This window comes from Mycobacterium sp. ACS1612 (genome assembly GCF_001667505.1).
Taxonomy (GTDB): Bacteria; Actinomycetota; Actinomycetes; order Mycobacteriales; family Mycobacteriaceae; genus Mycobacterium.
In genome coordinates this window covers 22,049-44,631 of the sequence record NZ_LZHZ01000031.1, presented here as the reverse complement: position 1 = coordinate 44,631, position 22,583 = coordinate 22,049, and the positions used below count along the sequence as shown (strand labels likewise).

The window sequence follows — 22,583 nt, the reverse complement described above, 5'->3', positions numbered from 1 at the left end:
TTGCTGGCGTTATTAAAAACATATGATTGCGCTGCAGAGTTGCAATCGTATGACTATTAGTGCATGCTGTGTGACGTCAAGCACAACTGGGTAGGTGGAGAGAATGGCGTCACCAATCGTCGTCATGGGCGTTTCTGGCTCCGGGAAGTCGACCGTCGGTGCGGCGTTGGGGCAGCGCCTGCGGGTTCCCTTCGCGGATGCCGACGACTTTCATCCGGCCGCCAACATCGCGAAGATGACGGCCGGTGAACCGCTCGACGACGACGACCGCTACCCCTGGCTCGAAGCGATCGGAAATTGGCTCGCCGGGCATTGCCGCGACGGCGGGGTGATGAGCTGTTCGGCTCTCAAACGCAAGTACCGCGACCAGTTGCGCCGTCATTGCCCGGACGTCGACTTCCTGCATCTGTCCGGCACACCCGAGGTCATCGGTAGGCGCCAGGCCAGCAGGCCCGGGCACTTCATGCCCGCATCGCTGATGGCGTCCCAATTCGCGACGCTCGAACCGCTGGCCCCCGACGAACGCGGCGTCGTCATCGACGTCGACCAGAACATCGACTCCATCATCGACAACTACGTCGCGTTATCCGTCGCGCGCACAACGGAACAGGAGAACTGATGAATCCGGCACTCACTGTCTTGGCGGCTGACACAGAGCTACCGGAGCCGGTCGCGGCCGGTTGGCAGCTGGTGCTGGCCGCGGTCGCGGGCATCGCGCTCATCGTCGTGCTGATCACGATCACCAAGATGCACCCGTTCCTCGCGCTGATCTTCGGTGCGCTGACTGTCGGCATCGTCGCCGGGGAGAACGTCGGCGACGTGCTCGACTCGTTCGGGGACGGCTTCGGAACCACCGCGGCCGGGGTGGGCATCCTGATCGCCCTCGGCGCGATGTTCGCCAAACTGCTCGCCGACTCCGGCGGCGCCGACGAAATCGTCGACACCATCGTCGGACACGCATCGCCGCGGGCGCTGCCGTGGGCAATGGCGTTGGTAGGCGCCATCATTGGGCTGCCGATGTTCTTCGAGATCGGCCTGGTGCTGTTGATGCCCGTGATCTATCTGGTGGCGCGGCGCTCGCAACTGTCGTTGATCACGGTCGGAATCCCCGCGCTGGCAGGCCTTTCCGCCATGCACGGGTTGGTTCCGCCGCACCCGGGACCGCTGACCGCCATCGACCTGTTGAAGGCGGATCTGGGCATCACGTTGGCGTTGGGTGTCCTGGTCGCGATCCCGACGGTGATCGTCGCGGGCCCGTTGTTCGGCAGGCTGGCCGGTCGCTGGGTGGTCCTCGAGGTCCCCGACCGGTTCGACGCCGACGATTTCGCACGCGGCGCAGGCGGCGCAGGCTCGGTGGTCACCGCGGCAGACGTCGCCGAGGGGGAGGCCGCGACGACGAAGACGGCCACCCGGGTCGAGCGGCAACGGCCGAGTTTCGGCATCACGTTGTTCTCTGTGCTGCTGCCGGTCGGACTGATGATGGGTAAGGCGTTGGCCGACATCTTCATCGACGACGAGACCAACCTGCTGCGGCAGATCTTCGACATCCTCGGCCGCCCACTGATGGCGCTGCTGATCGCGGTGATCGTCGGCATCTTCACTCTGGGCCGCGGCGCGGCGATGACCCGCGACCAGATCGTCAAATGCATCGAGACGTCGCTGCCGCCGGTGGCGGGCATCATCCTGATTGTCGCGGCAGGTGGCGGCTTCAAGCAGGTGCTCGTGGACAGCGGCATCGGCACACTGCTCGCCGACTGGGCCAAGGGCGCGAACATCTCCGCCATCCTGCTGGCCTGGGTGCTGGCCGTATTGATCCGCCTCGCAACGGGTTCCGCAACCGTGGCCACCATCACCGCGTCGTCGTTGATGCTCGGACTCGTCGAAGGCATGAGCACCGGCCAGGTCTCCTTGGTGGTGCTTGCCGTGGGTGCAGGCTCGCTGTTCTTCTCACACGTGAACGACGCCGGCTTCTGGTTGGTCAAGGAGTTGTTCGGAATGACCGTGGGCCAGACCATCAAGTCGTGGTCGATCATGGAGACCGTGCTGTCGGTGGCAGGCCTCGTGCTGGTGTTGCTGCTCGGGATATTTATCTGACGGCGGCAGCTAGCCTTTGACCACCTGGGTGCCCCCGGCGAGTTCGTCGTGCTTGCCCTGTTTGGTCGGACTGCCGTTGATGGTCACCGCGATCACGATGACCGCGATCAGGGTCAGCAGACCGCCGATGAACGGCACGATGTTCAGCAGCGTCCAGACGTTTCGGATCGCGGCCTGCTGCAGATCCGGTTTGGGGGCGCCGCCGGGCCCGTGCACGCTCAAGCCGAGCAGCTTCTTGCCTGGCGTCCAGCCCTGGCTCGATTCGAACACCAAGAAGTAGAGGAACATCAGCAGACCGGAGAACAGGCCGGTCACCCAGTAATTGTTCAACGAGCCGATCGCGATGGCGATCACGATCGCGACGACGTTGACGATGATGCCGTCAACGAAGCGCGCCACGAAACGCGGAACCAGGCCACCGGGTTCCTGGCCAACGGGTCGCGAATAACCGCCGGGTTCCCCGTACTGTCCGGGTTGAGGTTGATACTCACCGCTTGTCATGCGGCAAATGTACCGCTCACGTGCGCATATCAAGGCAAATTGGCGCGCAACGTGATTCGGCAGGTCAGCGCCAGCGGCGGCGCTGCTGCTCGGCCTGAGCCCGGGCGGTGCCGGCTAACTCGCCCGCGCGTTCGCGGGCGGTTTCGGCGAGCTCCGGCGCGCGCTCGCGGGCGATGTCCGCCCATTCCGCTCCCCGCTCGCGGGCGGCCTCGGCCAACACCGGTGCGCGTTCGCGGGCGATTTCGGCCCATTCCGCACCCCGTTCACGCGCCGCTTCGACGACGACCGGTGCGCGTTCGCGGGCGATCTCGGCCCACTCGGCGCCGCGTTCGCGGGCGACGTGCGCCAACTCGCGGCCGCGTTCCGCCCCGACCTGCAGGCCATGTCCGACCTTCTCGGCGAAGGCGCTATCTGTCAGCGCCCCGCCGGTTGCGGCGCCGACCGGCAGTGCCGCGCCCACCGCCTCGGTGACCTTGTGCGCCGCGCGACGTCCGCGCCAGCCAAGGGACGGTTTGCCCTCGGTGTCCAGCGCGGCGATGATCAGCCCGCCGATCAAGCTGACGTCGGTCAGGAACGCCCGACGTTCGTCGGCTTTGCGCTGCGGGTCAGATTCACTCCAAAACGCGTGGCCGCCAAGGCTTCCCGGCACCACTGTGAAGGCCAACGCGGCGGACGCCAGGCGCGGTAGTTTGCCGCTGGCGAGCAACAAGCCGCCGCCGATCTCCACCGCGGCGTTGACGCGGGCCACCGTTTCGGCGTTGGACGGGACGTTGGGGCCTACCGGATCCGGCAGCTTGCTCAGGCCCTCTAGGGTGGGACGGGCCGCATCTGCCGCGGGTTTGGGACTGCGGAGAGCATCGATGCCGCGACTGATGAAAACTGCCGACAGCATGGGGCGCGCGATTCGTCGGATGAACATGGGCCCTGAGTTCCCCGACCCCTCGTGACGCAAACGTCAGTAGCGGTTGTTCCGGTCGCGTCGACCGATCATCGGCATGGCGTACCAGAACGCTGCCAGCGCCACCAAGGTCACCCCTCCGGCCACCCAAGCTTCGGTCGCGCCCACCACCGCGTCGAAGATGACGACCGCTACGCCGGCGAGCGCCACCCCCAGCAAAACCAGACCCACCATCGCGTAGGTGTGCGCGGCCGAGACCAACGTGTCGAGGCGGTGCCTGCGGAACAACAGTCGATGCATGCTCACCGGTGCGACCAGCAACACGGTGGCGCCTATCGAACACGCGACGGTGACCAGGTAGACGCCACGCATGACGTCGCCGAGTTGGGTGAATCGTTGCTGGAACGGCAGCGTCAGAAGGAAGCCGGTGAGCAACTGGACACCGGTCTGCGCGACTCGCAGTTCTTGCAGCAGACTCGACCAATTTCGGTCCAGTCGTTGCGCTTCCGTCTCGTCGCGATCCCGATCCCATTTCTGGGCCTCGGGATGCTCGATGTCCGACACCAGATAAGTGTGACAGTCCGGGGTGCCGCGGTTACTCCGAACGGCGGCAATCACGCGGCGTAGCGCAGCAAGGTGATTCCCGACCGGAACGACTTCGGCGGTTGCACCGGTCGCAGTCTGCCGATTGTTGTTCCTTCGGGAAACAGTCGGCGGCCACGGCCCTGCACGGTGGGATAGACGAACAACCGGTACTCGTCGACGACGCCACCGGCGATCAACGCGTGCGCCAACTGAATGCTGCCGGTCAGCACGATGTCCTTGCCCGCCTCCGACTTCAGCGCCTTCGCCTGCTCGACGGCGTCGCCGGTCAGCACGGTCGAGTTCTGCCAGCCCGGGTCGGTCAAGGTCGAGGACACTACATACTTCGCCACGTCGTTGAGGTAGGCGGTCACCCCCGTGCGATCGTCGGTCTGCTGGGGCCAGTAGCCCCGGAAGTCCTCGAAGGTGCGACGGCCCACCAGCAGCGCATCGGCCTGCGAATCCTGGCGATGCGACTCCTCGAGGAGATCGTCGTCCTGCAGCAGCGGATCGAACCAGTCGTCGAGCATCTCGATGGATCCGTCGAGCGTGATGTTCTGTGTGATCACGAGCTTTCGCATATGAGTACTGACCGCGCAGGGGCGGTCAACTCATCGGCCCGAGAGCAACAGTTGCGCAAGATGCGTGGTGGTGGCGACGCCGTCCGCGTAGCCGCCCGCTCCGCCGAGGTCGTTCATCACCGCAAGCGTGTACCGCTGGCCAGGGCCCGCGAATCCCACCGTGTTGATCACCCACCCGGTGTCCTCCAGCGACCAGCCGTCCTTGTTGCCCGGTGCCATCGCCGGTCCGGCGCCCCATACGCCCCACTGCTGATCGGCGTCGACGTGTTGAAGTTGGGTGACGATGCTCGCGGTGTCGGCCGGGTCCAATTGGGTCAGGGTGTAGTTGATCAGCCGATCGAGATCGTCCGGGGTGGCCTTCTGGAAACCCCAGTAGGGATACGTCTTGCTGTAGCCGCGTTGCGGCCGCAGGTCCGTCATGCCGTAGGACGGGAAGTCGTTGTTGAAGGCCTGGTGATCCGCTCCGCTGTAGCGCGCCCACAACGTGTCGGCAGCGTCGTCGTCCGACGAGTGCAGCATCGCGCCGATCAGACGGTTGTCGCTGTCTGTCAGGGTGATCGCGCCCGCGCGCTGCCGGGTGAGCAGGTCGACCACCATCGCGAGCTTGATGGTCGACGCCGTCCACACCGAATCGGTGGCGTGCGCGTTGCGATACACCGCCCCCGTCGTGCGGTCGCGCAGCACGTAGCCGACGGTGCCAGGCCGGGTGCTCAGGTAGGAATCCGCTGCGGCGATCCTGGCCGCGGCGTCGTCATCTGCATGCGCGACGGGCGTCAATGACACCGCGGCCACGACCGCCAGGATGGTGACAAGAAGCCGTCGCACCGTAGTAGCTTCGCAGGCGTGGCATTCGTTGCGGGAATCGACTCGTCCACCCAGTCCTGCAAGGTGGTTGTCTGCGATGCGGATACCGGTGAGATCGTGCGGTCCGCGTCGTCGCCGCATCCCGACGGCACCGAAATCGATCCGCAGCTGTGGTGGGCTGCGTTGGAGGCCAGCATCACCGCCGTCGGCGGCCTCGACGACGTCGCGGCAATCTCGGTAGGCGCCCAGCAGCACGGCATGGTGTGCTTGGATGGTGACGGCACTGTGGTCCGAGATGCGTTGTTGTGGAACGACGTTCGATCCAGTGACGCGGCGGCGGCGCTCGTCGACGAACTCGGCGGACCCGGCGAGTGGGCGAAGCGAATCGGAGTGGTCCCGGTGGCCGCCATCACCGCGACGAAGCTGCGGTGGCTGGCCGACCACGAATCCGCGCACGCGGACATGACGGCTGCGGTGTGTCTGCCGCACGACTGGCTGACGTGGCGGTTGAGCGGGTCGACGGACATCACCACGCTGCGCACCGACCGCAGCGATGCGAGCGGCACCGGGTACTTCTCCTCGGAGACCGACAGCTATCAACCCGATCTACTCGAGTTGGCGACGCGCGGGCGACGGCCAACGCTACCCACCGTGCTTGGCCCCAGGGACGCTGCCGGCCAGACGCGGACTGGAGCCGTCCTGGGACCTGGCGCAGGGGACAACGCCGCGGCGGCGCTGGGCCTCGGCGCCGCGACCGGCGACTGCATCGTTTCCCTTGGCACGTCCGGGGTGGTCAGCGCGGTGGGCGAGGCCGCACCCCACGACGCCGAGGGCATCGTCGCCGGATTCGCCGACGCCACTGGACGTCAGCTACCGCTGGTGTGCACCCTCAACGGGGCGCCGGTGCTGGCGGCGGTGACGAAGATGCTCGGCGTCGACTTCGATCAACTGGACAAGCTGGCGCTGTCGGCCCCCGCGGGTGCCGAAGGGCTGACCCTGGTGCCGTACCTGGAAGGCGAACGGTCGCCGAACCTACCCAACGCGGCAGGCGCGCTGCACGGCGTGACGACCCGTAATCTGTTGCCCGCCAACGTGGCTCGTGCCGCCGTCGAGGGTCTGCTGGCCTCCATGGCGTACTGCATCGACAAGATCACCGCCCAGGGTGTCGACGTCCAGCGCATCATCTTGATCGGCGGGGGAGCGCGCTCAGAAGCGGTGCGCCGTATCGCGCCTGCGGTGCTGGGCACACCGGTACACGTGCCCACGCCCGCCGAGTACGTCGCGATCGGGGCCGCCAGACAGGCGGCATGGATTGTCTCGGAACAGGATTCGCCGCCTCGGTGGTCGGCGCAGTCGACGGCGTCCTACGTTGCCGACCCGACACCGGATGTGATCGACCAATACCTCGCCGCGCAACCCCTGACGCTGGGGCAACGAAGCGCTGTGATGTAGGTCAAGTCGGGAACGTGACCTAGGTCATTGCTTGGGCTAACGATCGTCGGGAACTCTGGCCGCAATGCCCGACTTTGAGTTCTCCTACGATCTCACCCTTGACGAGGGTCGACGGCGTGCCGCGGTACTCGAAGCGATCGGCGACGACTGGGATCCGGTCGCCGTACTGGCCGAGGAGGAGAAGGCCTACGACATGCTGTACTCCGATCTCGACGATGAGCAGCAGCGGATCTACGACGAACTCGTCGCTGCCGGCGTGCTGCCAGATCGGACGGCCAACCGTGTTGCCGATTGATCCGACCGCCGACCCGTGCCGCCGCGCGTGGCTGCCGTGTCCGAACTGCGATCAGGGCGCAGATTGTGTCGAGTGCCAGAGTGCGGCGAACTGCGCGTCGCACTGGCAATACCTGCTGAGCAGTCAGGCGACGGTGGTGCACCTGCAGTGCCCGAACTGCGCCACGCTGTGGTCCACCGACACCCGCAAGCGCACGGTCCGTCGCTACAAGGCCGCCTGAGACCCAGCCAACTGCCTGTATATGGTGGGCGATCATGAGTCGCCGGTGGTCGCAAGCGTCCTGGGCGCTGTGGGACTTCGGCGCGACCGGCGTGAACGCGATCGTGGTGACGTTCGTCTTCTCCGTCTATCTGACCAGCAGCGTCGGCCAGGATCTGCCGGGACACACCAGTGCTGCCAGTTGGCTCGGGCGGGCGTTGGCTGTCGCCGGCGTGGTGGTGGCCGTGCTGGCGCCTGTCACGGGGGTGTGGGTCGACGCACCGTGGCGGCGGCGCCGGGTTCTGGCCATGTTGACGGGCGCGGCGGTGCTGCTGACGGCGGCGATGAGTCTGATCCGCGACGACTACCACTACCTGCTACCCGGTCTGGTCCTGCTGGCCTGCACCGCGGCGTGCAACGACCTGGCGACCGTCCCGTACAACGCGATGCTGCGGCAGGTGTCGAGCACCGAGAGCGCCGGGCGGGTCTCCGGATTCGGTTTGGGGATGGGGTTTTTCGGCAGCGTCCTGCTGCTGCTGATCGTGTACTTCGGCTTCATCTCCGGCGGCGGCGACGTGCACGGACTCCTGGGTTTGCCTGGCGCCGACGGGCAGAATGTGCGAGCGGCGGTCCTGCTGGCGGCCGTCTGGTTCGCCGTGTTCGCGCTTCCGGTGTTCATCGCCGTGCCCGCGCTACCGGTGGGAGAGCGACGGGAGTCGGTCGGATTCCTCGGCGCATACCGGACACTGTGGACGGAGATCGTCAGTGAGTGGCGGCGCGACCGCAACGTCGTCTACTACCTGCTTTTCAGCGCGGTGTTCCGCGACGGGATCACCGGCGTCGCGACCTTCGGCGCGGTGCTCGGCGTCAAGGTGTACGGGATCTCGGCGGCCAACGTGCTGTTGTTCGGTGTCGGCGCCAGTGTGATCGCCGCTATCGGCGCGGTGGGCGGCGGCCTGCTCGACGACCGACTCGGGTCGAAGCCGGTGATCGTCGGATCGTTGTTTGCGATGCTCACCGTTGCGCTCACATTGATGGCGCTCTCGGGGCCCGCCGCGTTCTGGGTGTGCGGTCTGTTGTTGTGCCTGTTCATCGGCCCGGTCCAGGCGTCGGCGCGCACGTTGATGCTGCGGATCTCGGCTGACGGCAAGGAAGGCGTGGCATTTGGCCTGTTCACCACGACCGGTCGGGCGGTGTCTTTTCTTGCGCCATGGTTGTTTTCGACGTTCATCGACGTCTTCGACACGGACCGCGCCGGCATGGGCGGAATCTGTGTGGTGCTGGCCCTCGGCCTCGCCGGCATGCTGGCCGTTCAGACACCCATCCGCCACAATTCGGTTGCGTTGGAACAGTCGAAGTTGCCAACATAGTTGTGCGAGCTGTCGAGCACTCGGAGCCTTTGGGGGTAACTGAATTGCGCTATCGCAAAGGAGATTCGATCATCGCCCGCCGCCGGATCGAGGGCATGAATGTCCCCGAGGTCCCGGTCGGGTCCGTCGGGACTGTCGAGTCCACCACCGTCCTCGGCAAACCCAAGAAGGTTCACTTCTCACTTGCCACGGGCTGGGGACCTAAGCGATTCACCGTCGATGTCCGGCGTGGGGACGTCGAGGCCGTCAGGGAGGCAAGCGGTTAGCCCCTGGTTGTTTCGGGGATTGGGCGCGGCCATTTCGGTTGCGGCAGTTCGGTGCCGGGCCGCTGCCGCATCCGGTCGAGCACGGTGCGCAGCGGTGGCCACGTCGCGCGACCGCGACGGGTGACCGCATAGGCGGTCAGGACCACCTGAGGCTCGGACAGCGGTAGCACCTTGACGCCGGCAGACGTCGGCCTGCCGACAGGTAGCAGCCCGACGCCGAAACCGGCGACGATCAGATCCTCGACCAATTCCAGACTGTCGATTTCGTGCGCGATACGCGGGACGAATCCGGCGAGCGACGCCAGCGTGCGCACGGCATCTTCGTCGGCGGTGTTGCGGGAGTTCACGATCCACGTCCGATTCGCGTACTCGGCGATATCCGCGGGTCCGTCGGCAGTGTCTGCGGGAACACCGAGACCCCACGGGACGGACCACAGCGCAACGGTTTCCAGCACCGGACTCGGCGACGCCGGTGCGAGGTTGTAGTCATAGGTCAGCGCTAGGTCCAAGTCGTCGTCGGTCAACAGCGCAAACGCCTCGATGGGCTCGTACTCGCTGATCACGAACCGCACTTTCGGGAACTCCTCGGCGAGCTCGGCGACGATCGGCAGCAACGAAAGCCGGATCCCGGTCGCGAATCCACCCACGCGGACCGTCCCGGCGGGATCGGCGTCCGGGTCGAGGTCGAGGCGGGCGCTGTCGACAGCAGCCAGAATCGTCACCGCATGCTCGGCGAGGCGCTGTCCGGCGGGGGTGAGTCGCACCCGCCGTCCCGCGGGTTCGATGAGTTGCGCCCCGGTTTCCTTAGCCAGGGCGGCAATCTGCTGCGACACGCTGGACGTGGTGAGGTGGTGTGTCTCGGCAACGGCTCGCATGGAACCGAGCCGGGACAGCGACAGCAGCAGTTGCAGGCGACGGGTGTCCATCACCGGTGATTGTTCAGCATCCGTGAACAGTGCGAAACCGAATGATCGGATTCGCGGTCTGCACTCCGCGACCATCGCGGTCGCCGCCCGGGTCCCGCTGGCCCGACTGTGGCACGCGGTGCCGTGCTTCCCGACGATCAGTGAGGTGTGGCTGAAACTGATGGAGGCAAACCGTGATATGGCGCTTCACAGCTGACAGCGCGGGACTGCTGACCCGATGGCAATGCGATAGACATTCGCTGTCCTCAGCACAGATTCGTTTCCCGACGGTGCACTGTGACGTGGCTGAGGACCACGTAGGGTTGTCGCGTGGACTTGCTGCTCGGAATCGATATTGGAACCGGGAGCACGAAGGGTGTCTTGGTCGACACCACCGGTTCGATCATGGCGTCGGAGGCGATTCCCCACACGATGGATCTGCCGCGGCCCGGGTGGGCGGAGGTGGACGCCGAGGGGTTGTGGTGGCGCGAGGTGTGTGCCATCAGCGCTTCGCTGATGGCCAAGTTGCCCGCCGGTGCGTCGCTCGCTGGAATGTGTGTCAGCGGCGTCGGGCCGTGCCTTGTTCTCTGCGACGACGACCTGCGGCCACTGCGGCCGGCCATCCTCTACGGCATCGACACCAGGGCCACGGCGGAAATCGAGTCATTGACCGCCGAACTCGGCGAGCAGAACATCCTGGACCGGGCAGGCACCCTGCTGTCGAGTCAGGCCGTCGGCCCGAAGCTGGAGTGGGTCCGGCGCCACGAACCCGACGTGTTCGACAGAGCCGCCGGATGGTACGGCTCGAACTCTTACATCGCCGCCAAGCTGACCGGTGAATACGTGATGGATCACCACACCGCCAGCCAGTGCGACCCGCTGTATGCCACGCGTGAGTTCGACTGGAATCACGAATGGGCGCAACGCATCTGCGGACGGTTGCCGCTGCCACGGCTGGTGTGGCCGAGCGACGTGGTCGGCTTCGTCACCGCAGCGGCCGCCGAGGCCACGGGAGTTCCCGTCGGCACGCCGGTGTCGGCTGGCACCGTCGACGCCTACTCCGAGGCGTTCTCGGTCGGCGTGCGGCAGCCAGGGGATCAGATGCTGATGTACGGCTCGACGATGTTCCTGGTGCAGATCATCGACGAGTACCACAGCGACCCGACGCTGTGGACAACCACGGGCATCGAGCACAACAGCTTGGCGCTCGCGGCAGGCACGTCCACAGCGGGCAGTCTGATCGCGTGGTTGCAAAAGGTCACGGGCGGACCATCGTTCGAAGACCTGACCGCCGAGGCGCAGCACGTGCCACCGGGCAGCGAAGGGCTGCTGGTGCTGCCGTATCTGGCGGGCGAGCGGACGCCGGTCTTCGACCCGCGGGCTCGCGGCGTCGTTGCCGGCCTGACCTTGCGCCACGGCCGCGGACATCTGTTCCGCGCTGCCTACGAAGGGATTTCATTCGGCATCCGGCAGATCCTGGAGCGTTTCGACGACGCCCACAGCGCGTCGCGGACGGTGGCCGTCGGTGGCGGGCTGCGCAGCCCGGTGTGGGCGCAGGCGGTCAGCGACATCACCGGACGCCCGCAACTCGTACCCGAGCAGGCCATCGGTGCCAGCTACGGCGACGCGCTGCTGGCAGGCATCGGCGTCGGCCTGGTGGAGCCGGACACCGATTGGGCGAAAATCGCGCGCGAGATCAAACCGGACGCGCGCAACCGGGAACTCTACGAAGGCCTGTACGCGACGTGGCGGGAGCTGTACCCGGCCACCCGTGACCAGGTGCACAGGCTTGCCGAAACCGATTCCGCATAGCGTCAGCCCATCGTGTAGCCGCCGTCGACGGGGATGTCGACACCGTTGATCATGCTGGCCGCGTCGGAGGCCAGCCAGACCACGGCGTCGGATACCTCCTGCGGTACGGCGAAGCGTCCCAACGGGATTCGAGCGAGCATCGGCGCGGCCTTGGTCTCCTCGCCCCACACGCGTTGGCCCATCTCGGTGAGCACCACTGTCGGGCACACAGAGTTGGCGCGGATGCCGTACGGGCCCAGTTCGCGCGCCAGGACCTTGGTCGCCATGACGAGCCCGGCCTTGGAGGCGCAGTACGCGTAGTGGTCGGGCAGCGGGGCCAACGCCGCCGCCGACGCCACAGTGATGATGGATCCGCCGGTGCCCTGTTCGACCATGGCGGCGCCGACCGCCGACGCCAACAGCGCAGGGGCCCGCAGGTTCACCGCGATCGTCGCATCGAACTGCGCCGGATCCGTCTGCAACACCGATTGCGGATGGGAGATACCGGCGTTGTTCACCAGCACGTCGAGGCCGCCGAACGCGTCGCGGGCAACCTCAGCCAGTTGTGCGGCGCCCTCGGGATCGGCCAGATCCACTACGGCAGTGCGCACTTCGGCTCCGAATTCGGCGGTCAACGCGGTCTTCGCGGCGGCCAACTCGTCTTCGTCGCGGCCGCTGAGCACCAAGTGGGCGCCTGCCGACGCGAACGCCTTCGCGATGTCGGCGCCGATGCCCTTGGTTGCGCCGGTTATCAGGGTGCGCTTGCCATCGAGGCGTAGGACGCCCGCGTAGCGCCGTTCGGTCATCGTTGTCACGCTTTACCTTTCGCAGGCCTGTCGTCGGCCTCCACGCTGGCCAGGATGGCCGTCGCGGTCACCGGATCAGTCACCAACTGGTTGAAATAGCCGCCGCGCGCACCCGCGACGATGGAGTCGACCTTCTCCTGACCGACCGCCACCGCGATGGTGACTGGGACGTGGCGCAAAGCCTCGAGCTCGACGGCGATCAGGCGTTCGCGGCCCTCGAAGTCGACTTCGTCACCGGCACGGTCGAAGAACCGCGAGCAGACGTCGCCGACGGCCGAGCGCAGCGATGTGGAATCCGTTGGTACGAAACGGGGAATGTCCGAACGCATCAGCGGCGGCGCACCGACGCCCATCAGCGCGCAGCGGGCGCGCGGCCACAGATGCAGCACCCGCTGGATGCTCGGATCCTTCAACAACGACGGGTACAGGTCCGGTCCCGGCAAGGCGGGCGCAAACAGATAGTTCGGCCTGCCGCCCACCCGGTTGGCGACCCGGCGGGTGATCTCATTGGTCTGGTACCACTCCTCGGGCTGGTCGTTGCCGCCGACCGTCGGCGCCACCAGCACGCCGGGCAGCGATGCCAGTTCGTACTGCGCCACTTCGTAGACGGTGCGGCCCGACGACACCAGCAGCACGTCGCCCGGCAATAGCCCGGCGGCCGCCAGCGCCCGGCCGACGGCGGGTGCCAGCGCGGCGCCCATCACGTCGACGATCGTGCGGCCTGCGCCGGGCGCGGGCAGCGGATGGCTGAGATACACCGTGGTCAGCGACAGCGCACGGACAAGCCGATCGGCAAGGTCGCTGGTCGCGACCTCTTCGGGCGGCACTACTTCGATGCGCACGATGCCGCGTCGTTTCGCCTCGGCGAGTAGCCGACTGACGGTGGCTCGGCTGGTGCCGAGTTGTGCGGCGACCTCGGCCTGGGTGGCCTCTTCGGTGTAGTAGAGCTTGGCGGCCGCATACAGCAACGACGGTTGGAAATGTCCGGCGTCGACTTCAGAGACGGCGGCGTCGACGCCGTCCGGTTGGGTGGAGTGCGCGGGCCCTGGCACGTGACGAGTATGACACTGCACATGTGTTCGGCGCGAAATTTCTATGAACATTTGTTCTGGACATTTGTGCACGAGCTGTTTTAGTGTGACTGCAACCACAGCGATACCGCGCTGTGATCGGCCGGTTCACCGACATCGAAGGAGTTGCAGATGTCCGACCAAGTCCCCGAGAAGATGCAGGCCGTGGTCTGCCACGGGCCGCACGACTATCGCCTCGAGGAGGTGGCGGTTCCCACCGTCGGCCCCGGCGAAGCGCTGATCAAGGTCGAGGCGGTCGGCATCTGCGCCAGCGACCTGAAGTGCTACCACGGCGCGGCGAAGTTCTGGGGTGACGAGAATCGTCCCGCCTGGGCCGAGACCATGGTGATTCCCGGTCACGAGTTCGCCGGCCGGGTGGTCGCACTCGACGACGCCGCCGCCGCGCGGTGGGGGATCACCGTCGGCGACCGGGTGGTCTCCGAGCAGATCGTGCCGTGCTGGGAATGCCGGTTTTGCAAGCGCGGCCAGTACCACATGTGCCAACCGCACGACCTCTATGGCTTCAAGCGGCGCACCCCCGGAGCGATGGCGAGCTATATGGTGTATCCGGCGGAAGCGTTGGTGCACAAGGTTTCTGGTGATATTCCTGCACACCACGCAGCATTCGCAGAACCGTTGTCGTGCTCACTGCACGCCGTCGAGCGCGCGCAGATCACCTTCGAAGACACCGTCGTGGTGGCGGGATGCGGACCGATCGGCCTCGGAATGGTCGCCGGGGCCAAGGCCAAGAACTCGATGCGGGTCATCGCTCTGGACATGGCCCCGGAGAAGCTCAAGCTGGCCGAGGCCTGCGGCGCCGACCTCACGATCAACATCGCCGAGCAGGATCCCGTCAGCGTGATCAAGGACCTTACCGACGGTTACGGCGCCGACGTGTATCTGGAGGGAACCGGCCATCCCTCCGCGGTTTCCCAGGGACTCAACGTGTTACGCAAGCTCGGCCGCTACGTCGAGTACGGCGTCTTCGGCAGCGAGGCCTCGGTCGACTGGAGCATCATCAGCGACGACAAGGAACTCGACGTGCTCGGCGCGCACCTCGGCCCGTACTGCTGGCCCGCCGCGATCAAGATGATCGAGTCCGGGGTGCTGCCGATGGACAAGATCTGCACACATCAGTTTCCGCTCACCGAATTCCAGAAGGGGCTCGACCTGGTCGCCAGCGGCAAGGAGTCGGTGAAGGTCTCGCTGATTCCGGCGTGATCGATCGCGCCGAAACGGAGGACGAGAGATGAGTCGAGAACTGTCGCGCCGCGACATGCTCGCCGCCATGGGCCTTGCCGGCATGGCGGCGGTGAGCCTGCCGGTGCTGTCGGCATGCGGCGTTGGGGGAAAGGCGAACGCGCCCAACGGGGCTGGGGAAGTAACCGGCGGATTCGACTGGAAGAAGGCCGCCGGGTCGACTATCAACATCCTGCAGACCCCGCACCCCTACCAGAAGTCCTACCAGCCGCTGCTGAAGGAGTTCACCGAACTCACCGGGATCAACGTCAACGTCGACCTGGTGCCGGAGGCCGACTACTTCACCAAGTTGAACACCGAACTGGCGGGCGGGACCGGTAAGCACGACGCGTTCATGCTCGGTGCGTACTTCATCTGGCAGTACGGACCGGCCGGCTGGATAGAGAACCTCGACCCCTGGCTGAAGAACTCGTCGGCCACCGGACCCGACTATGACTTCGAGGACATCTTCGAAGGGCTGCGCACCTCGACGCGCTGGGATTTCACCACCGGCAACCCGCTGGGCACCGGTGGACAGTGGGCGATCCCGTGGGGATTCGAGAACAACGTAGTCGCCTACAACAAAAAGTATTTCGACCAGCGTGGCATCAAGAAACTGCCGGACCGGTTCGACGACTTCATCCAATTGGCCGTCGACCTGACCGACCGCTCACAGAACCGTTACGGCATCGCGACCCGCGGGTCGAAATCCTGGGCGACCATCCACCCCGGGTTCATGACGCAGTACGTGCGCGAAGGCGCGGTGGACTACACGTTCAACGGTTCGGACCTGGTCGCGCAGATGGACAGCGACAAGGCGATCGACTTCACCAAGAAGTGGATCGAGATGCAACACAAGGCGGGCCCGACCTCTTGGACGTCGTACGAGTACCCCAACGCCACAGGGGATCTCGGCGACGGCACGGCGATGATGGTCTACGACGCAGACAGTGCCACCTACCCGAAGAACAAGGCAGGCGCCAGCGCGCAGGCGGGCAACCTCGGCTGGTACGCGGGTCCGGCCGGTCCCGACGGCAACTACAAGACCAACCTCTGGACGTGGAGTTGGGCGATGAGCGCCAACTCCCGCAACAAATTGCCCGCCTGGCTATTCATCCAATGGGCGACAGGCAAAGACTCGTTGAACAAGGCCGTCGAAGGCGGCACGTACGCCGACCCGGTCCGTAAGTCCGTGTTCGACACGACGTTCAAGCGCGTGGCCGCCGACCAGTTCGGCTACCTCGAGGCGTTCGAGACCGTGATCGGATCGTCGAAGATCCAGTTCACCCCGCAGAAGAAGTTCTTCGACACCACTCAGAACTGGGCGGTCGCGCTGCAAGACATCTACGGCGGGGCAGATACCGCGTCGCGGCTGCGCAGCCTCGCCAAGACCAACACCTCCAAGGTCAATCTGTAGGAGTCCGGCGCACCATGACAACCCAGACATCCAAGATCTCCCAGTCCGCTCCCGAGACATCCGACACCACCGCGCGCCGAGTGCTGCCCGAGGTTCCGCAGTGGCGCCGCAGGTTGCGGCCCTACCTGCTGTCGATCCCGGCTCTGGTGATCGTCATCGGCATCCTCTACCCGTTCGTGCTGGGCGCGTACTACGCGTTCCTCAACTACGCCGCGGTCAATCCCAACCCGCATTTCGTCTGGTTCGACAACTTCAAATCGGTTCTGGGCGACCAGGTCTTCTGGCAGAGCGTGAAGGTCACCGGCATCTTCGCGGTCGCGGCGACCGCGATCGAAACGGTGCTCGGTGTCGGGCTGGCGCTGCTGCTCAACCGGTCCAGCACCATCGGACGGGTTTTCGAGAAGGTGCTGATCGTTCCGCTGATGATTGCGCCGGTGATCGCGGGCGTGATCTGGAAGCTGATGTTCAACCCGCAGTTCGGCATCCTGAATCACGTTCTCGGCCTTGGCAGTACCTTCGACTGGCTGTCCGGCAAGACCGCCTTGATGTCGGTCATCCTGGTCGACACCTGGATCTTCACTCCGTTCGTGGCCATCCTGGTGCTGGCCGGTATCCGGTCGCTGCCCAAGGAGCCGTTCGAAGCCTCCGAGGTCGACGGCGCCAGCTGGCTGTACATGTTCCGCAAGCTGATGCTGCCGATGCTGTGGCCCTACATCCTGGTCGCGGTGATCTTCCGGTTCATGGACAACCTGAAGGTGTTCGACCACATCTACGTGCTGACCGCAGGTGGACCCGGGGTGGCCACCCGCACCCTGCAGATCGGCGCTTTCGAGGACTCGATCATCAACCTCGACTACTCCCGCGGCAGCACCTACATGCTGCTGCTGTGGATCATCGTGTTCATCACCGCGCGCTACCTGGTGAGCGTGCTCGGCAAGGCGCAGCGACGTGCTGCCGGAGCGGAGTCGTAGACCATGGCCAAACAAGAACTACTGCCCGGCCAGAAGCGCTTCTCCATCGGCGCCGCCGCCGCGGACGTCGGGTTGGTCTTCTGGTTCCTGTTCTCGCTCTTCCCGATCGCCTGGATGTTGTTGCTGGCGTTGAAGAATGACCAGCAACAGACCACCACGTACTTTCAGTTCAGCCCCACCTGGTCCAACTTCGCGACCGTGGTCAGCGACAAAGGCACTCAGCTGACCAGCGTCGACTTCAAGTCGTCGCTGATCACCAGTCTCATCAATTGCGGTGGCGCGGTGATTGTTTCGCTGGTGATCGGCATTCCGGCGGCCTACGCCGCGGGCCGGTGGCGCTACCGCGGTAGCGAGGACCTGATGTTCCAGATGCTGTCCTTCCGGTTCGCGCCGGAGCTGATGGTGATCGTGCCGCTGTTCGTGATCTACAACCAGATCGGACTGTTCGACACCAAGGTCGGCATGATCTGGGTGCTGCAGTTGGTGACGATGCCGCTGGTGGTGTGGATCCTGCGATCGTACTTCCAGGATCTGCCAGAGGATCTCGAGCAGGCCGCGCTGCTCGACGGCTATACCCGGACACGGGCGTTCCTGATGGTTGCGCTGCCTATCGTGCGTCCAGGCATCGCCGCCGCGGCGCTGCTGGCCTTCATCTTTGCGTGGAACAACTACGTGTTCCCGTTGATCCTGGCCGACACCAACGCCGCCACCGTCACGGTCGCCATCACGAAGTTCCTCGGCGGCGGTGGGCAGGCCTACTACAACCTGACCGCCGCGGCGGCGATCATCGCCGCACTCCCGCCCCTGATCCTGGCGCTGACCATTCAGCGCTACCTGGTACGGGGCCTGTCGTTCGGGGCGGTGAAAGCCTGATGGCAACGGTGAGCATCACCGATCTGCACAAGTCGTACGGCAAGACGAAGGCCGTCGACGGCATATCGGTCGACATTGACAACGGCGAATTCTTCGTCATCCTCGGCCCCAGCGGTGCAGGTAAGACCACGACGCTGAAATCGGTCGCGGGTCTGATCGACGTCGACGGCGGCACGGTCGCGATCGGTGGCACCGACGTGACGCGCGTCGAGCCTTATCACCGCAACGTCGCGATGGCGTTCGAGAGTTATGCGCTGTATCCGCAGAAGACCGTCAGCGAGAACCTCGCCTCGCCGCTGAAATCCGGTCGCACCGGCAAGTACACCGAGCGGCAACGCACCGAGCGGATCGACCAGGTGACCACGACGTTGGGAATCAACCACCTGCTCAAGCGTTTTCCGCGCGAGCTGTCCAACGGTCAGCGGCAGCGGGTGGCGTTGGGACGGGTGCTGGTGCGGCCCGCCGACATCTACCTGCTCGACGAGCCGCTCAGCCACCTGGACGCCAAGCTGCGGGCGTCGATGCGGGCCGAACTCAAACAACTCGGCGCGATGTCGAACACCACCACTCTCTACGTCACGCACGACTATCAGGAGGCGCTCGCGCTCGGCGACCGCATCGCGGTCATGCGTGCGGGCAAGCTGATCCAGATCGGCAGCCCCGAGGAGATCTGGCGTCGGCCGGCGGATACCTTTGTCGCGCGCGCGCTGGGCCAGCCGGAGATCAACCTGCTCGACGGAGTCGTCGACGACGATCGAATCCGGTTGGGCGACGGTTCGTTCGACGTGCCGGTGCCCGGCGGCGTCCGCTGCGACAGGGGCGATCGGGTGCGGGTGGGCCTGCGGCCCTGCGATGTTCACGTCGCCGATCCGGACTCGGCCGCAATCCGCGGACGCGTGGTGCTGGCCGAGCGGTTGGGTCGCAACATCGAACTCACCGTCGACGTCGCGGGCACGCAGGTGATCGTGTTGGCCTCCGGCCGCGAAGGTGTCGGCGAAGGGGCGCACGTCGGGTTGAGTGTCGCCGATTCGGACGTGCACGTATTCGCCGCAGGCGAGGGAGACAGTCCACGACTGAACGCGAACGACACGCTGGAGGTAGCACAGTGACCGCCACCGTCGAGAAGCCCAGCACCGGCACCGCACAAAGCCTCACGCTGACCGACCTGGTGAAGACGTATGCGTCGCGTGGACGGGAAAGCGTGACCGCGGTCAAGGGCATCAACCTCGCGATCGAACCCGGCGAGTTGGTGGCTCTGCTCGGGCCGTCGGGCTGCGGAAAGACCACCACGCTGCGGATGATCGCCGGATTGGAAACCGTGACAAGCGGTTCCATCCGCATCGGCGAGCGGGAGGTGTCCGGCCTTCCGGCGGCCAAACGCGGTATCGGCGTGGGTTTCGAGAGCTACGCGCTGTACCCGCCGCTGTCGGTACGGGAGAACCTGCTGTACGGACTCAAGGCCAGGAAGGTGAAGGGCGCCGAGCAGATGGTCGCCGCGATCAGCCGCAGGCTCGAGATGGACGACATGCTCGAACTGCGCCCTGCCGGGCTGTCGAGCGGTCAGAAGCAGCGCGTCGCTCTGGCTCGCGCGCTGGTGCGTAACCCACCGGTGCTTTTGCTCGACGAGCCCCTGTCGCACCTCGACGCGTCGGCGCGGCAACGGGTGCGTCGCGAACTCAAGGTACTGCAGCGGGAATTCGGTTACACCACCATCGTCGTCACCCACGACCAAGTCGAGGCGCTGTCGCTCGCGGACCGCCTCGCGGTGATGGATGCGGGCGTCGTGCAACAGTTCGGCACTCCCGACGAGGTGTTCGACGATCCGGCGAACTTGTTTGTCGCACAGTTCGTCGGTGAACCACAGATCAACGTGCTGCGCGGGGTGGCAAAGGTCGACAACGGCCGGGTGCGAGTCGAGATCGGCTCAGGCGCAGGCGGTTTGGAGACAAATGCCAAGCATGTGGCCGACGGGGCGCGCGTCACGGTGGGTATCCGCCCGCAGGACTGCGCGCTGACCTCGGCCGCGGAGAAGGGGATCACCGCCACCGTCGCGTACTTCGAGCATCTGCTGGAGTTCGGACTGGCGACCAGCACTGTCGCAGGCATGGAGGAAGGAATCATCGTGCAGACCCCTGCGTCCGAATCGTATGAGCCCGAACAGCGCGTGGTGGTCACGGCGCCACCGGAACGCGTCTACCTGTTCGACGCCGAGACCGGAGAGCGCCTGCGATGACCAAGCTTTTCAACGACCCGGCCCGCTTCAGCGACGACATGCTCGTCGGATTCCTGGACGCCTACGCCAAGTACGTCACTGGCGTGCCTGGCGGCGTGGTGCGCGCACACAAGACCAGGCCGGGCAAGGTCGCAGTGGTGATCGGCGGCGGGTCCGGGCACTATCCGGCGTTCTGCGGAACGGTTGGACCCGGATTCGCCGACGGCGCTGTGGTCGGCAACGTGTTCAGCTCACCGTCGACCGAGGAGGCCGTCTCGGTGGCGCGCGCGGCACATGGCGATGCGGGCGTGTTGCTGACGACCGGGAACTACGCCGGTGACGTGTTGAACTTCAGCCTTGCTGCCACACAGTTGCGCGACGAAGGGATCGAGGCGCACTACTTCGCGGTGACCGACGACGTCGCCAGCGCCCCGAAGGGGGAGGAGAGCAAGCGCCGCGGCATCGCCGGGGATGTCACCGTTTTCAAGTCCGCGTGTGCGGCGGCCGAAGAAGGACTCGACCTTGCCGGCGTGGTCCGGGTTGCCGAGAAGGCGAACGCAGCGACCCGCACGCTGGGGGTGGCGTTCGACGGCTGCACCCTGCCCGGCGCGGATCACCCGCTGTTCACCGTCCCGCACGGCAAGATGGGGCTGGGGCTCGGCATCCACGGCGAACCCGGAGTCGAGGAACGGGACATGCCGACGGCGGCCGGGCTGGCCGCCACATTGGTCGACGGTGTGCTCGGCGACAACGAGGATGCGACGTCTCGTCGGATTGCGGTGATACTCAACGGACTCGGCCGCACCAAATACGAAGAATTGTTCGTGGTGTGGGGTGAGGTGGCGCGACTCCTTCGCGAGCGCGGCTATCAACTGGTCGAGCCCGAGGTGGGGGAACTGGTGACCAGCCTCGATATGGCGGGGTGCTCGCTGACCGTGATGTGGCTCGACGACGAACTCGAACGCTACTGGAAGGCGCCCGCTGACACGCCCGCCTACAAGAAGGGGCCCGCCGACGTGTCCGCCGCCGCAGGGGAGCGGCGTACCGACAGCGGCACCGCTGAAACGACCACGCCGACACCGGATTTGGCGTCACTGTCGGACGGCGACGGCCGCGCGGGCGGCCGATTGGTGGCGCGGGCGTTGGAGGCGATGGCGGAGGCGCTGACCGCGGCGGAAGAGGAACTCGGCCGCCTGGACGCGGTGGCAGGCGACGGCGACCACGGCCGCGGCATGGTCAGAGGGGCCACCGCGGCACGTGACGCGGCCCTGAGCGCGGTCGACGCAGGCGCAGGACAAGGTTCGGTTCTGACGGTCGCAGGCGAACAGTGGGCGGCCAGGGCGGGTGGCACGTCCGGCGTGCTGTGGGGCGCATTGCTCAAGGCGTTCGGAACGCGGTTGGGCGACATCGGAAGACCGGACGGGCGCACCATCGCGGCCGGCGTGCGGGCCGGCTACGACGCGCTGATCCAACTCGGCGGCGCCGCACCGGGAGACAAGACGATGCTCGACGCGCTATTGCCGTTCGTCGAGGATCTCGAGCGACGCGTCGGCGACGGCACACCGTGGCAGCAGGCGTGGGCGGTTGCCGCGGACGTCGCGACCGACGCCGCGCGCGGCACCGCCGACATGCGACCGAAGATCGGCAGGGCAAGGCCGCTCGCCGACCGCAGCGTCGGAACACCGGACGCGGGGGCCACCTCACTCGCCATGTGCGTCGTCACCGTCGCCGACTGCTTCACCTTGACCTCCAAAGGAGAAACCCTGACATGACAGAACACTCCGCAGGTCTGCGGATCGTGGTCGGCGCCGACGACGCCGGATACGAATACAAGGAAGCCCTCAAGGGCGACCTGCTCGCCGACCACCGCGTCGCCGAGGTCATCGACGTCGGTGTCGGCGCCGACGACAACACCGCATACCCGCATGTTGCGGTCGCAGCGGCCCGCGTCGTGGCCGAAGGCAACGCGGACCGCGCACTGTTGGTGTGCGGGACCGGTCTTGGCGTGGCGATCAGCGCCAACAAGGTGCCCGGCATTCGGGCCGTCACTGCGCACGACAGCTTCTCTGTCGAGCGTTCGGTGCTGTCGAACAACGCGCAGGTGCTGTGTTTCGGACAACGCGTCATCGGCCTCGAACTTGCGAGGCGACTGGCCCGCGAATGGCTGGCTTACGAGTTCGATCCGCAGAGCGCGTCGGCGGGAAAGGTGGAGGCCATCGGCGAGTACGAGCCGGCCACGCAGGCCAGCGCAGGATGAC

General features: G+C 66.1%; 24 protein-coding genes and 1 pseudogene. 17 read left to right on the top strand and 8 right to left on the bottom strand.

All coding sequences use genetic code 11. From position 1 onward, the window contains the following. The first annotated feature begins 103 nt into the window (after window positions 1–103). Together A5724_RS12525 and A5724_RS12520 are read left to right on the top strand one after the other, a co-directional pair. The gene (locus A5724_RS12525) at window positions 104–619 is read left to right on the top strand and encodes a gluconokinase (protein WP_067801611.1); all 516 of its coding nucleotides are present in this window, start codon (window positions 104–106) and stop codon (window positions 617–619) included. Next, complete coding sequence (locus A5724_RS12520; protein WP_067801609.1) at window positions 619–2,094, top strand: GntP family permease; 1,476 nt, start codon at window positions 619–621, stop codon at window positions 2,092–2,094. The genes A5724_RS12525 and A5724_RS12520 overlap by 1 nt, the downstream gene beginning before the upstream one ends. A 9-nt stretch (window positions 2,095–2,103) precedes the next feature. On the opposite strand, the gene A5724_RS12515 is transcribed toward A5724_RS12520, so the two are convergent. The 5 genes from A5724_RS12515 to A5724_RS12495 form a co-directional block, all read right to left on the bottom strand. Next, window positions 2,104–2,595: an RDD family protein gene (locus tag A5724_RS12515; protein WP_067801606.1), complete on the bottom strand. Its 492-nt coding sequence runs from the start codon at window positions 2,593–2,595 to the stop codon at window positions 2,104–2,106. Window positions 2,596–2,659: 64 nt separating this feature from the next. Then, the gene (locus tag A5724_RS12510) at window positions 2,660–3,514 is read right to left on the bottom strand and encodes a DoxX family protein (protein ID WP_067801603.1); all 855 of its coding nucleotides are present in this window, start codon (window positions 3,512–3,514) and stop codon (window positions 2,660–2,662) included. Between the two features lie 36 nt (window positions 3,515–3,550). Continuing rightward, entirely contained in the window at window positions 3,551–4,060 is a 510-nt protein-coding gene (locus A5724_RS12505; protein ID WP_197518640.1) for a DUF6328 family protein, read from the bottom strand. 47 nt (window positions 4,061–4,107) lie between these two features. Further along, window positions 4,108–4,656 (bottom strand): dihydrofolate reductase family protein, encoded by a 549-nt coding sequence (locus A5724_RS12500; protein WP_067801600.1) that lies wholly within the window; start codon window positions 4,654–4,656, stop codon window positions 4,108–4,110. Window positions 4,657–4,686: 30 nt separating this feature from the next. After that, complete coding sequence (locus tag A5724_RS12495) at window positions 4,687–5,448, bottom strand: tat pathway signal sequence (protein ID WP_156752261.1); 762 nt, start codon at window positions 5,446–5,448, stop codon at window positions 4,687–4,689. A 51-nt stretch (window positions 5,449–5,499) separates the two neighbouring features. On the opposite strand from A5724_RS12495, the gene A5724_RS12490 reads away from it, so the two are divergent. The 5 genes from A5724_RS12490 (at window position 5,500) to A5724_RS12470 (ending at window position 9,041) form a co-directional block, all read left to right on the top strand. After that, the gene (locus tag A5724_RS12490; RefSeq protein WP_067801594.1) at window positions 5,500–6,912 is read left to right on the top strand and encodes a xylulokinase; all 1,413 of its coding nucleotides are present in this window, start codon (window positions 5,500–5,502) and stop codon (window positions 6,910–6,912) included. A gap of 64 nt (window positions 6,913–6,976) precedes the next feature. Further along, window positions 6,977–7,207, top strand: coding sequence for a DUF6400 family protein (locus A5724_RS12485; RefSeq protein ID WP_067801591.1), 231 nt, complete (start codon window positions 6,977–6,979; stop codon window positions 7,205–7,207). Continuing rightward, the gene (locus tag A5724_RS12480) at window positions 7,194–7,427 is read left to right on the top strand and encodes a hypothetical protein (RefSeq protein WP_067801587.1); all 234 of its coding nucleotides are present in this window, start codon (window positions 7,194–7,196) and stop codon (window positions 7,425–7,427) included. Before A5724_RS12485 ends, A5724_RS12480 begins: the two co-directional genes overlap by 14 nt. A gap of 34 nt (window positions 7,428–7,461) precedes the next feature. Further along, window positions 7,462–8,775 carry an MFS transporter gene (locus tag A5724_RS12475; RefSeq protein WP_067801584.1) on the top strand — a complete coding sequence of 438 codons (1,314 nt, stop codon included), beginning with the start codon at window positions 7,462–7,464 and terminating at the stop codon, window positions 8,773–8,775. 44 nt (window positions 8,776–8,819) lie between these two features. Beyond that, complete coding sequence (locus A5724_RS12470) at window positions 8,820–9,041, top strand: hypothetical protein (protein ID WP_156752252.1); 222 nt, start codon at window positions 8,820–8,822, stop codon at window positions 9,039–9,041. Here the strand turns inward: A5724_RS12470 and A5724_RS12465 are convergent. Continuing rightward, the gene (locus tag A5724_RS12465; RefSeq protein ID WP_067801579.1) at window positions 9,038–9,967 is read right to left on the bottom strand and encodes a LysR family transcriptional regulator; all 930 of its coding nucleotides are present in this window, start codon (window positions 9,965–9,967) and stop codon (window positions 9,038–9,040) included. The genes A5724_RS12470 and A5724_RS12465 overlap by 4 nt on opposite strands. A gap of 58 nt (window positions 9,968–10,025) precedes the next feature. On the opposite strand from A5724_RS12465, the pseudogene A5724_RS33715 reads away from it, so the two are divergent. Together A5724_RS33715 and A5724_RS12460 are read left to right on the top strand one after the other, a co-directional pair. After that, window positions 10,026–10,163 (top strand): annotated as a pseudogene (locus A5724_RS33715) (hypothetical protein); the annotation flags it as partial. A 113-nt stretch (window positions 10,164–10,276) separates the two neighbouring features. Continuing rightward, window positions 10,277–11,758 (top strand): FGGY-family carbohydrate kinase, encoded by a 1,482-nt coding sequence (locus A5724_RS12460; RefSeq protein ID WP_067801576.1) that lies wholly within the window; start codon window positions 10,277–10,279, stop codon window positions 11,756–11,758. A gap of 2 nt (window positions 11,759–11,760) precedes the next feature. Here A5724_RS12460 and A5724_RS12455 read toward each other — a convergent pair whose 3' ends face one another. Together A5724_RS12455 and A5724_RS12450 are read right to left on the bottom strand one after the other, a co-directional pair. After that, the gene (locus tag A5724_RS12455; protein WP_156752250.1) at window positions 11,761–12,543 is read right to left on the bottom strand and encodes an SDR family NAD(P)-dependent oxidoreductase; all 783 of its coding nucleotides are present in this window, start codon (window positions 12,541–12,543) and stop codon (window positions 11,761–11,763) included. A gap of 5 nt (window positions 12,544–12,548) precedes the next feature. Beyond that, window positions 12,549–13,595, bottom strand: a complete 1,047-nt coding sequence (locus A5724_RS12450) for a sugar-binding transcriptional regulator (RefSeq protein ID WP_067801570.1) — start codon at window positions 13,593–13,595, stop codon at window positions 12,549–12,551. Between the two features lie 150 nt (window positions 13,596–13,745). On the opposite strand from A5724_RS12450, the gene eltD reads away from it, so the two are divergent. From eltD to A5724_RS12410, 8 genes are read left to right on the top strand one after another with little or no spacing between them, the layout of a single operon-like run. Then, window positions 13,746–14,834, top strand: coding sequence for an erythritol/L-threitol dehyrogenase (gene eltD / locus A5724_RS12445; protein WP_067801567.1), 1,089 nt, complete (start codon window positions 13,746–13,748; stop codon window positions 14,832–14,834). Window positions 14,835–14,862: 28 nt separating this feature from the next. Beyond that, on the top strand, window positions 14,863–16,269 hold the full coding sequence (locus A5724_RS12440) for an extracellular solute-binding protein (RefSeq protein WP_156752249.1): 1,407 nt from the start codon (window positions 14,863–14,865) through the stop codon (window positions 16,267–16,269). Window positions 16,270–16,283: 14 nt separating this feature from the next. After that, window positions 16,284–17,240 (top strand): carbohydrate ABC transporter permease, encoded by a 957-nt coding sequence (locus A5724_RS12435; RefSeq protein ID WP_067801564.1) that lies wholly within the window; start codon window positions 16,284–16,286, stop codon window positions 17,238–17,240. Window positions 17,241–17,243: 3 nt separating this feature from the next. Then, entirely contained in the window at window positions 17,244–18,113 is an 870-nt protein-coding gene (locus A5724_RS12430) for a carbohydrate ABC transporter permease (RefSeq protein WP_067801561.1), read from the top strand. Beyond that, window positions 18,113–19,222: an ABC transporter ATP-binding protein gene (locus A5724_RS12425; RefSeq protein WP_067801559.1), complete on the top strand. Its 1,110-nt coding sequence runs from the start codon at window positions 18,113–18,115 to the stop codon at window positions 19,220–19,222. Before A5724_RS12430 ends, A5724_RS12425 begins: the two co-directional genes overlap by 1 nt. Continuing rightward, window positions 19,219–20,346, top strand: a complete 1,128-nt coding sequence (locus tag A5724_RS12420) for an ABC transporter ATP-binding protein (protein WP_067801555.1) — start codon at window positions 19,219–19,221, stop codon at window positions 20,344–20,346. The genes A5724_RS12425 and A5724_RS12420 overlap by 4 nt, the downstream gene beginning before the upstream one ends. Further along, window positions 20,343–22,097, top strand: a complete 1,755-nt coding sequence (gene derK, locus A5724_RS12415) for a D-erythrulose 4-kinase (RefSeq protein WP_067801552.1) — start codon at window positions 20,343–20,345, stop codon at window positions 22,095–22,097. The genes A5724_RS12420 and derK overlap by 4 nt, the downstream gene beginning before the upstream one ends. Next, a complete protein-coding gene (locus tag A5724_RS12410) occupies window positions 22,094–22,582 on the top strand; it encodes a ribose-5-phosphate isomerase (protein WP_067801549.1) in 489 nt (162 codons plus the stop codon). Before derK ends, A5724_RS12410 begins: the two co-directional genes overlap by 4 nt. The last annotated feature ends 1 nt before the right edge of the window (window position 22,583 follow it).

What these genes read in the sequence shown, in the direction of transcription:
- A5724_RS12440 (WP_156752249.1), top strand. Translation starts at nt 14,863, where the DNA reads ATGAGTCGAGAACTGTCGCGCCGCGACATGCTCGCCGCCATGGGCCTT.
- A5724_RS12425 (WP_067801559.1), top strand. Translation starts at nt 18,113, where the DNA reads ATGGCAACGGTGAGCATCACCGATCTGCACAAGTCGTACGGCAAGACG.
- A5724_RS12515 (WP_067801606.1), bottom strand. Translation starts at nt 2,595, where the DNA reads ATGACAAGCGGTGAGTATCAACCTCAACCCGGACAGTACGGGGAACCC.
- A5724_RS12525 (WP_067801611.1), top strand. Translation starts at nt 104, where the DNA reads ATGGCGTCACCAATCGTCGTCATGGGCGTTTCTGGCTCCGGGAAGTCG.
- A5724_RS12485 (WP_067801591.1), top strand. Translation starts at nt 6,977, where the DNA reads ATGCCCGACTTTGAGTTCTCCTACGATCTCACCCTTGACGAGGGTCGA.
- A5724_RS12435 (WP_067801564.1), top strand. Translation starts at nt 16,284, where the DNA reads ATGACAACCCAGACATCCAAGATCTCCCAGTCCGCTCCCGAGACATCC.
- derK (WP_067801552.1), top strand. Translation starts at nt 20,343, where the DNA reads ATGACCAAGCTTTTCAACGACCCGGCCCGCTTCAGCGACGACATGCTC.
- A5724_RS12500 (WP_067801600.1), bottom strand. Translation starts at nt 4,656, where the DNA reads ATGCGAAAGCTCGTGATCACACAGAACATCACGCTCGACGGATCCATC.
- A5724_RS12465 (WP_067801579.1), bottom strand. Translation starts at nt 9,967, where the DNA reads ATGGACACCCGTCGCCTGCAACTGCTGCTGTCGCTGTCCCGGCTCGGT.
- A5724_RS12510 (WP_067801603.1), bottom strand. Translation starts at nt 3,514, where the DNA reads ATGTTCATCCGACGAATCGCGCGCCCCATGCTGTCGGCAGTTTTCATC.
- A5724_RS12410 (WP_067801549.1), top strand. Translation starts at nt 22,094, where the DNA reads ATGACAGAACACTCCGCAGGTCTGCGGATCGTGGTCGGCGCCGACGAC.
- A5724_RS12430 (WP_067801561.1), top strand. Translation starts at nt 17,244, where the DNA reads ATGGCCAAACAAGAACTACTGCCCGGCCAGAAGCGCTTCTCCATCGGC.
- A5724_RS12475 (WP_067801584.1), top strand. Translation starts at nt 7,462, where the DNA reads ATGAGTCGCCGGTGGTCGCAAGCGTCCTGGGCGCTGTGGGACTTCGGC.
- eltD (WP_067801567.1), top strand. Translation starts at nt 13,746, where the DNA reads ATGTCCGACCAAGTCCCCGAGAAGATGCAGGCCGTGGTCTGCCACGGG.
- A5724_RS12520 (WP_067801609.1), top strand. Translation starts at nt 619, where the DNA reads ATGAATCCGGCACTCACTGTCTTGGCGGCTGACACAGAGCTACCGGAG.
- A5724_RS12455 (WP_156752250.1), bottom strand. Translation starts at nt 12,543, where the DNA reads ATGACCGAACGGCGCTACGCGGGCGTCCTACGCCTCGATGGCAAGCGC.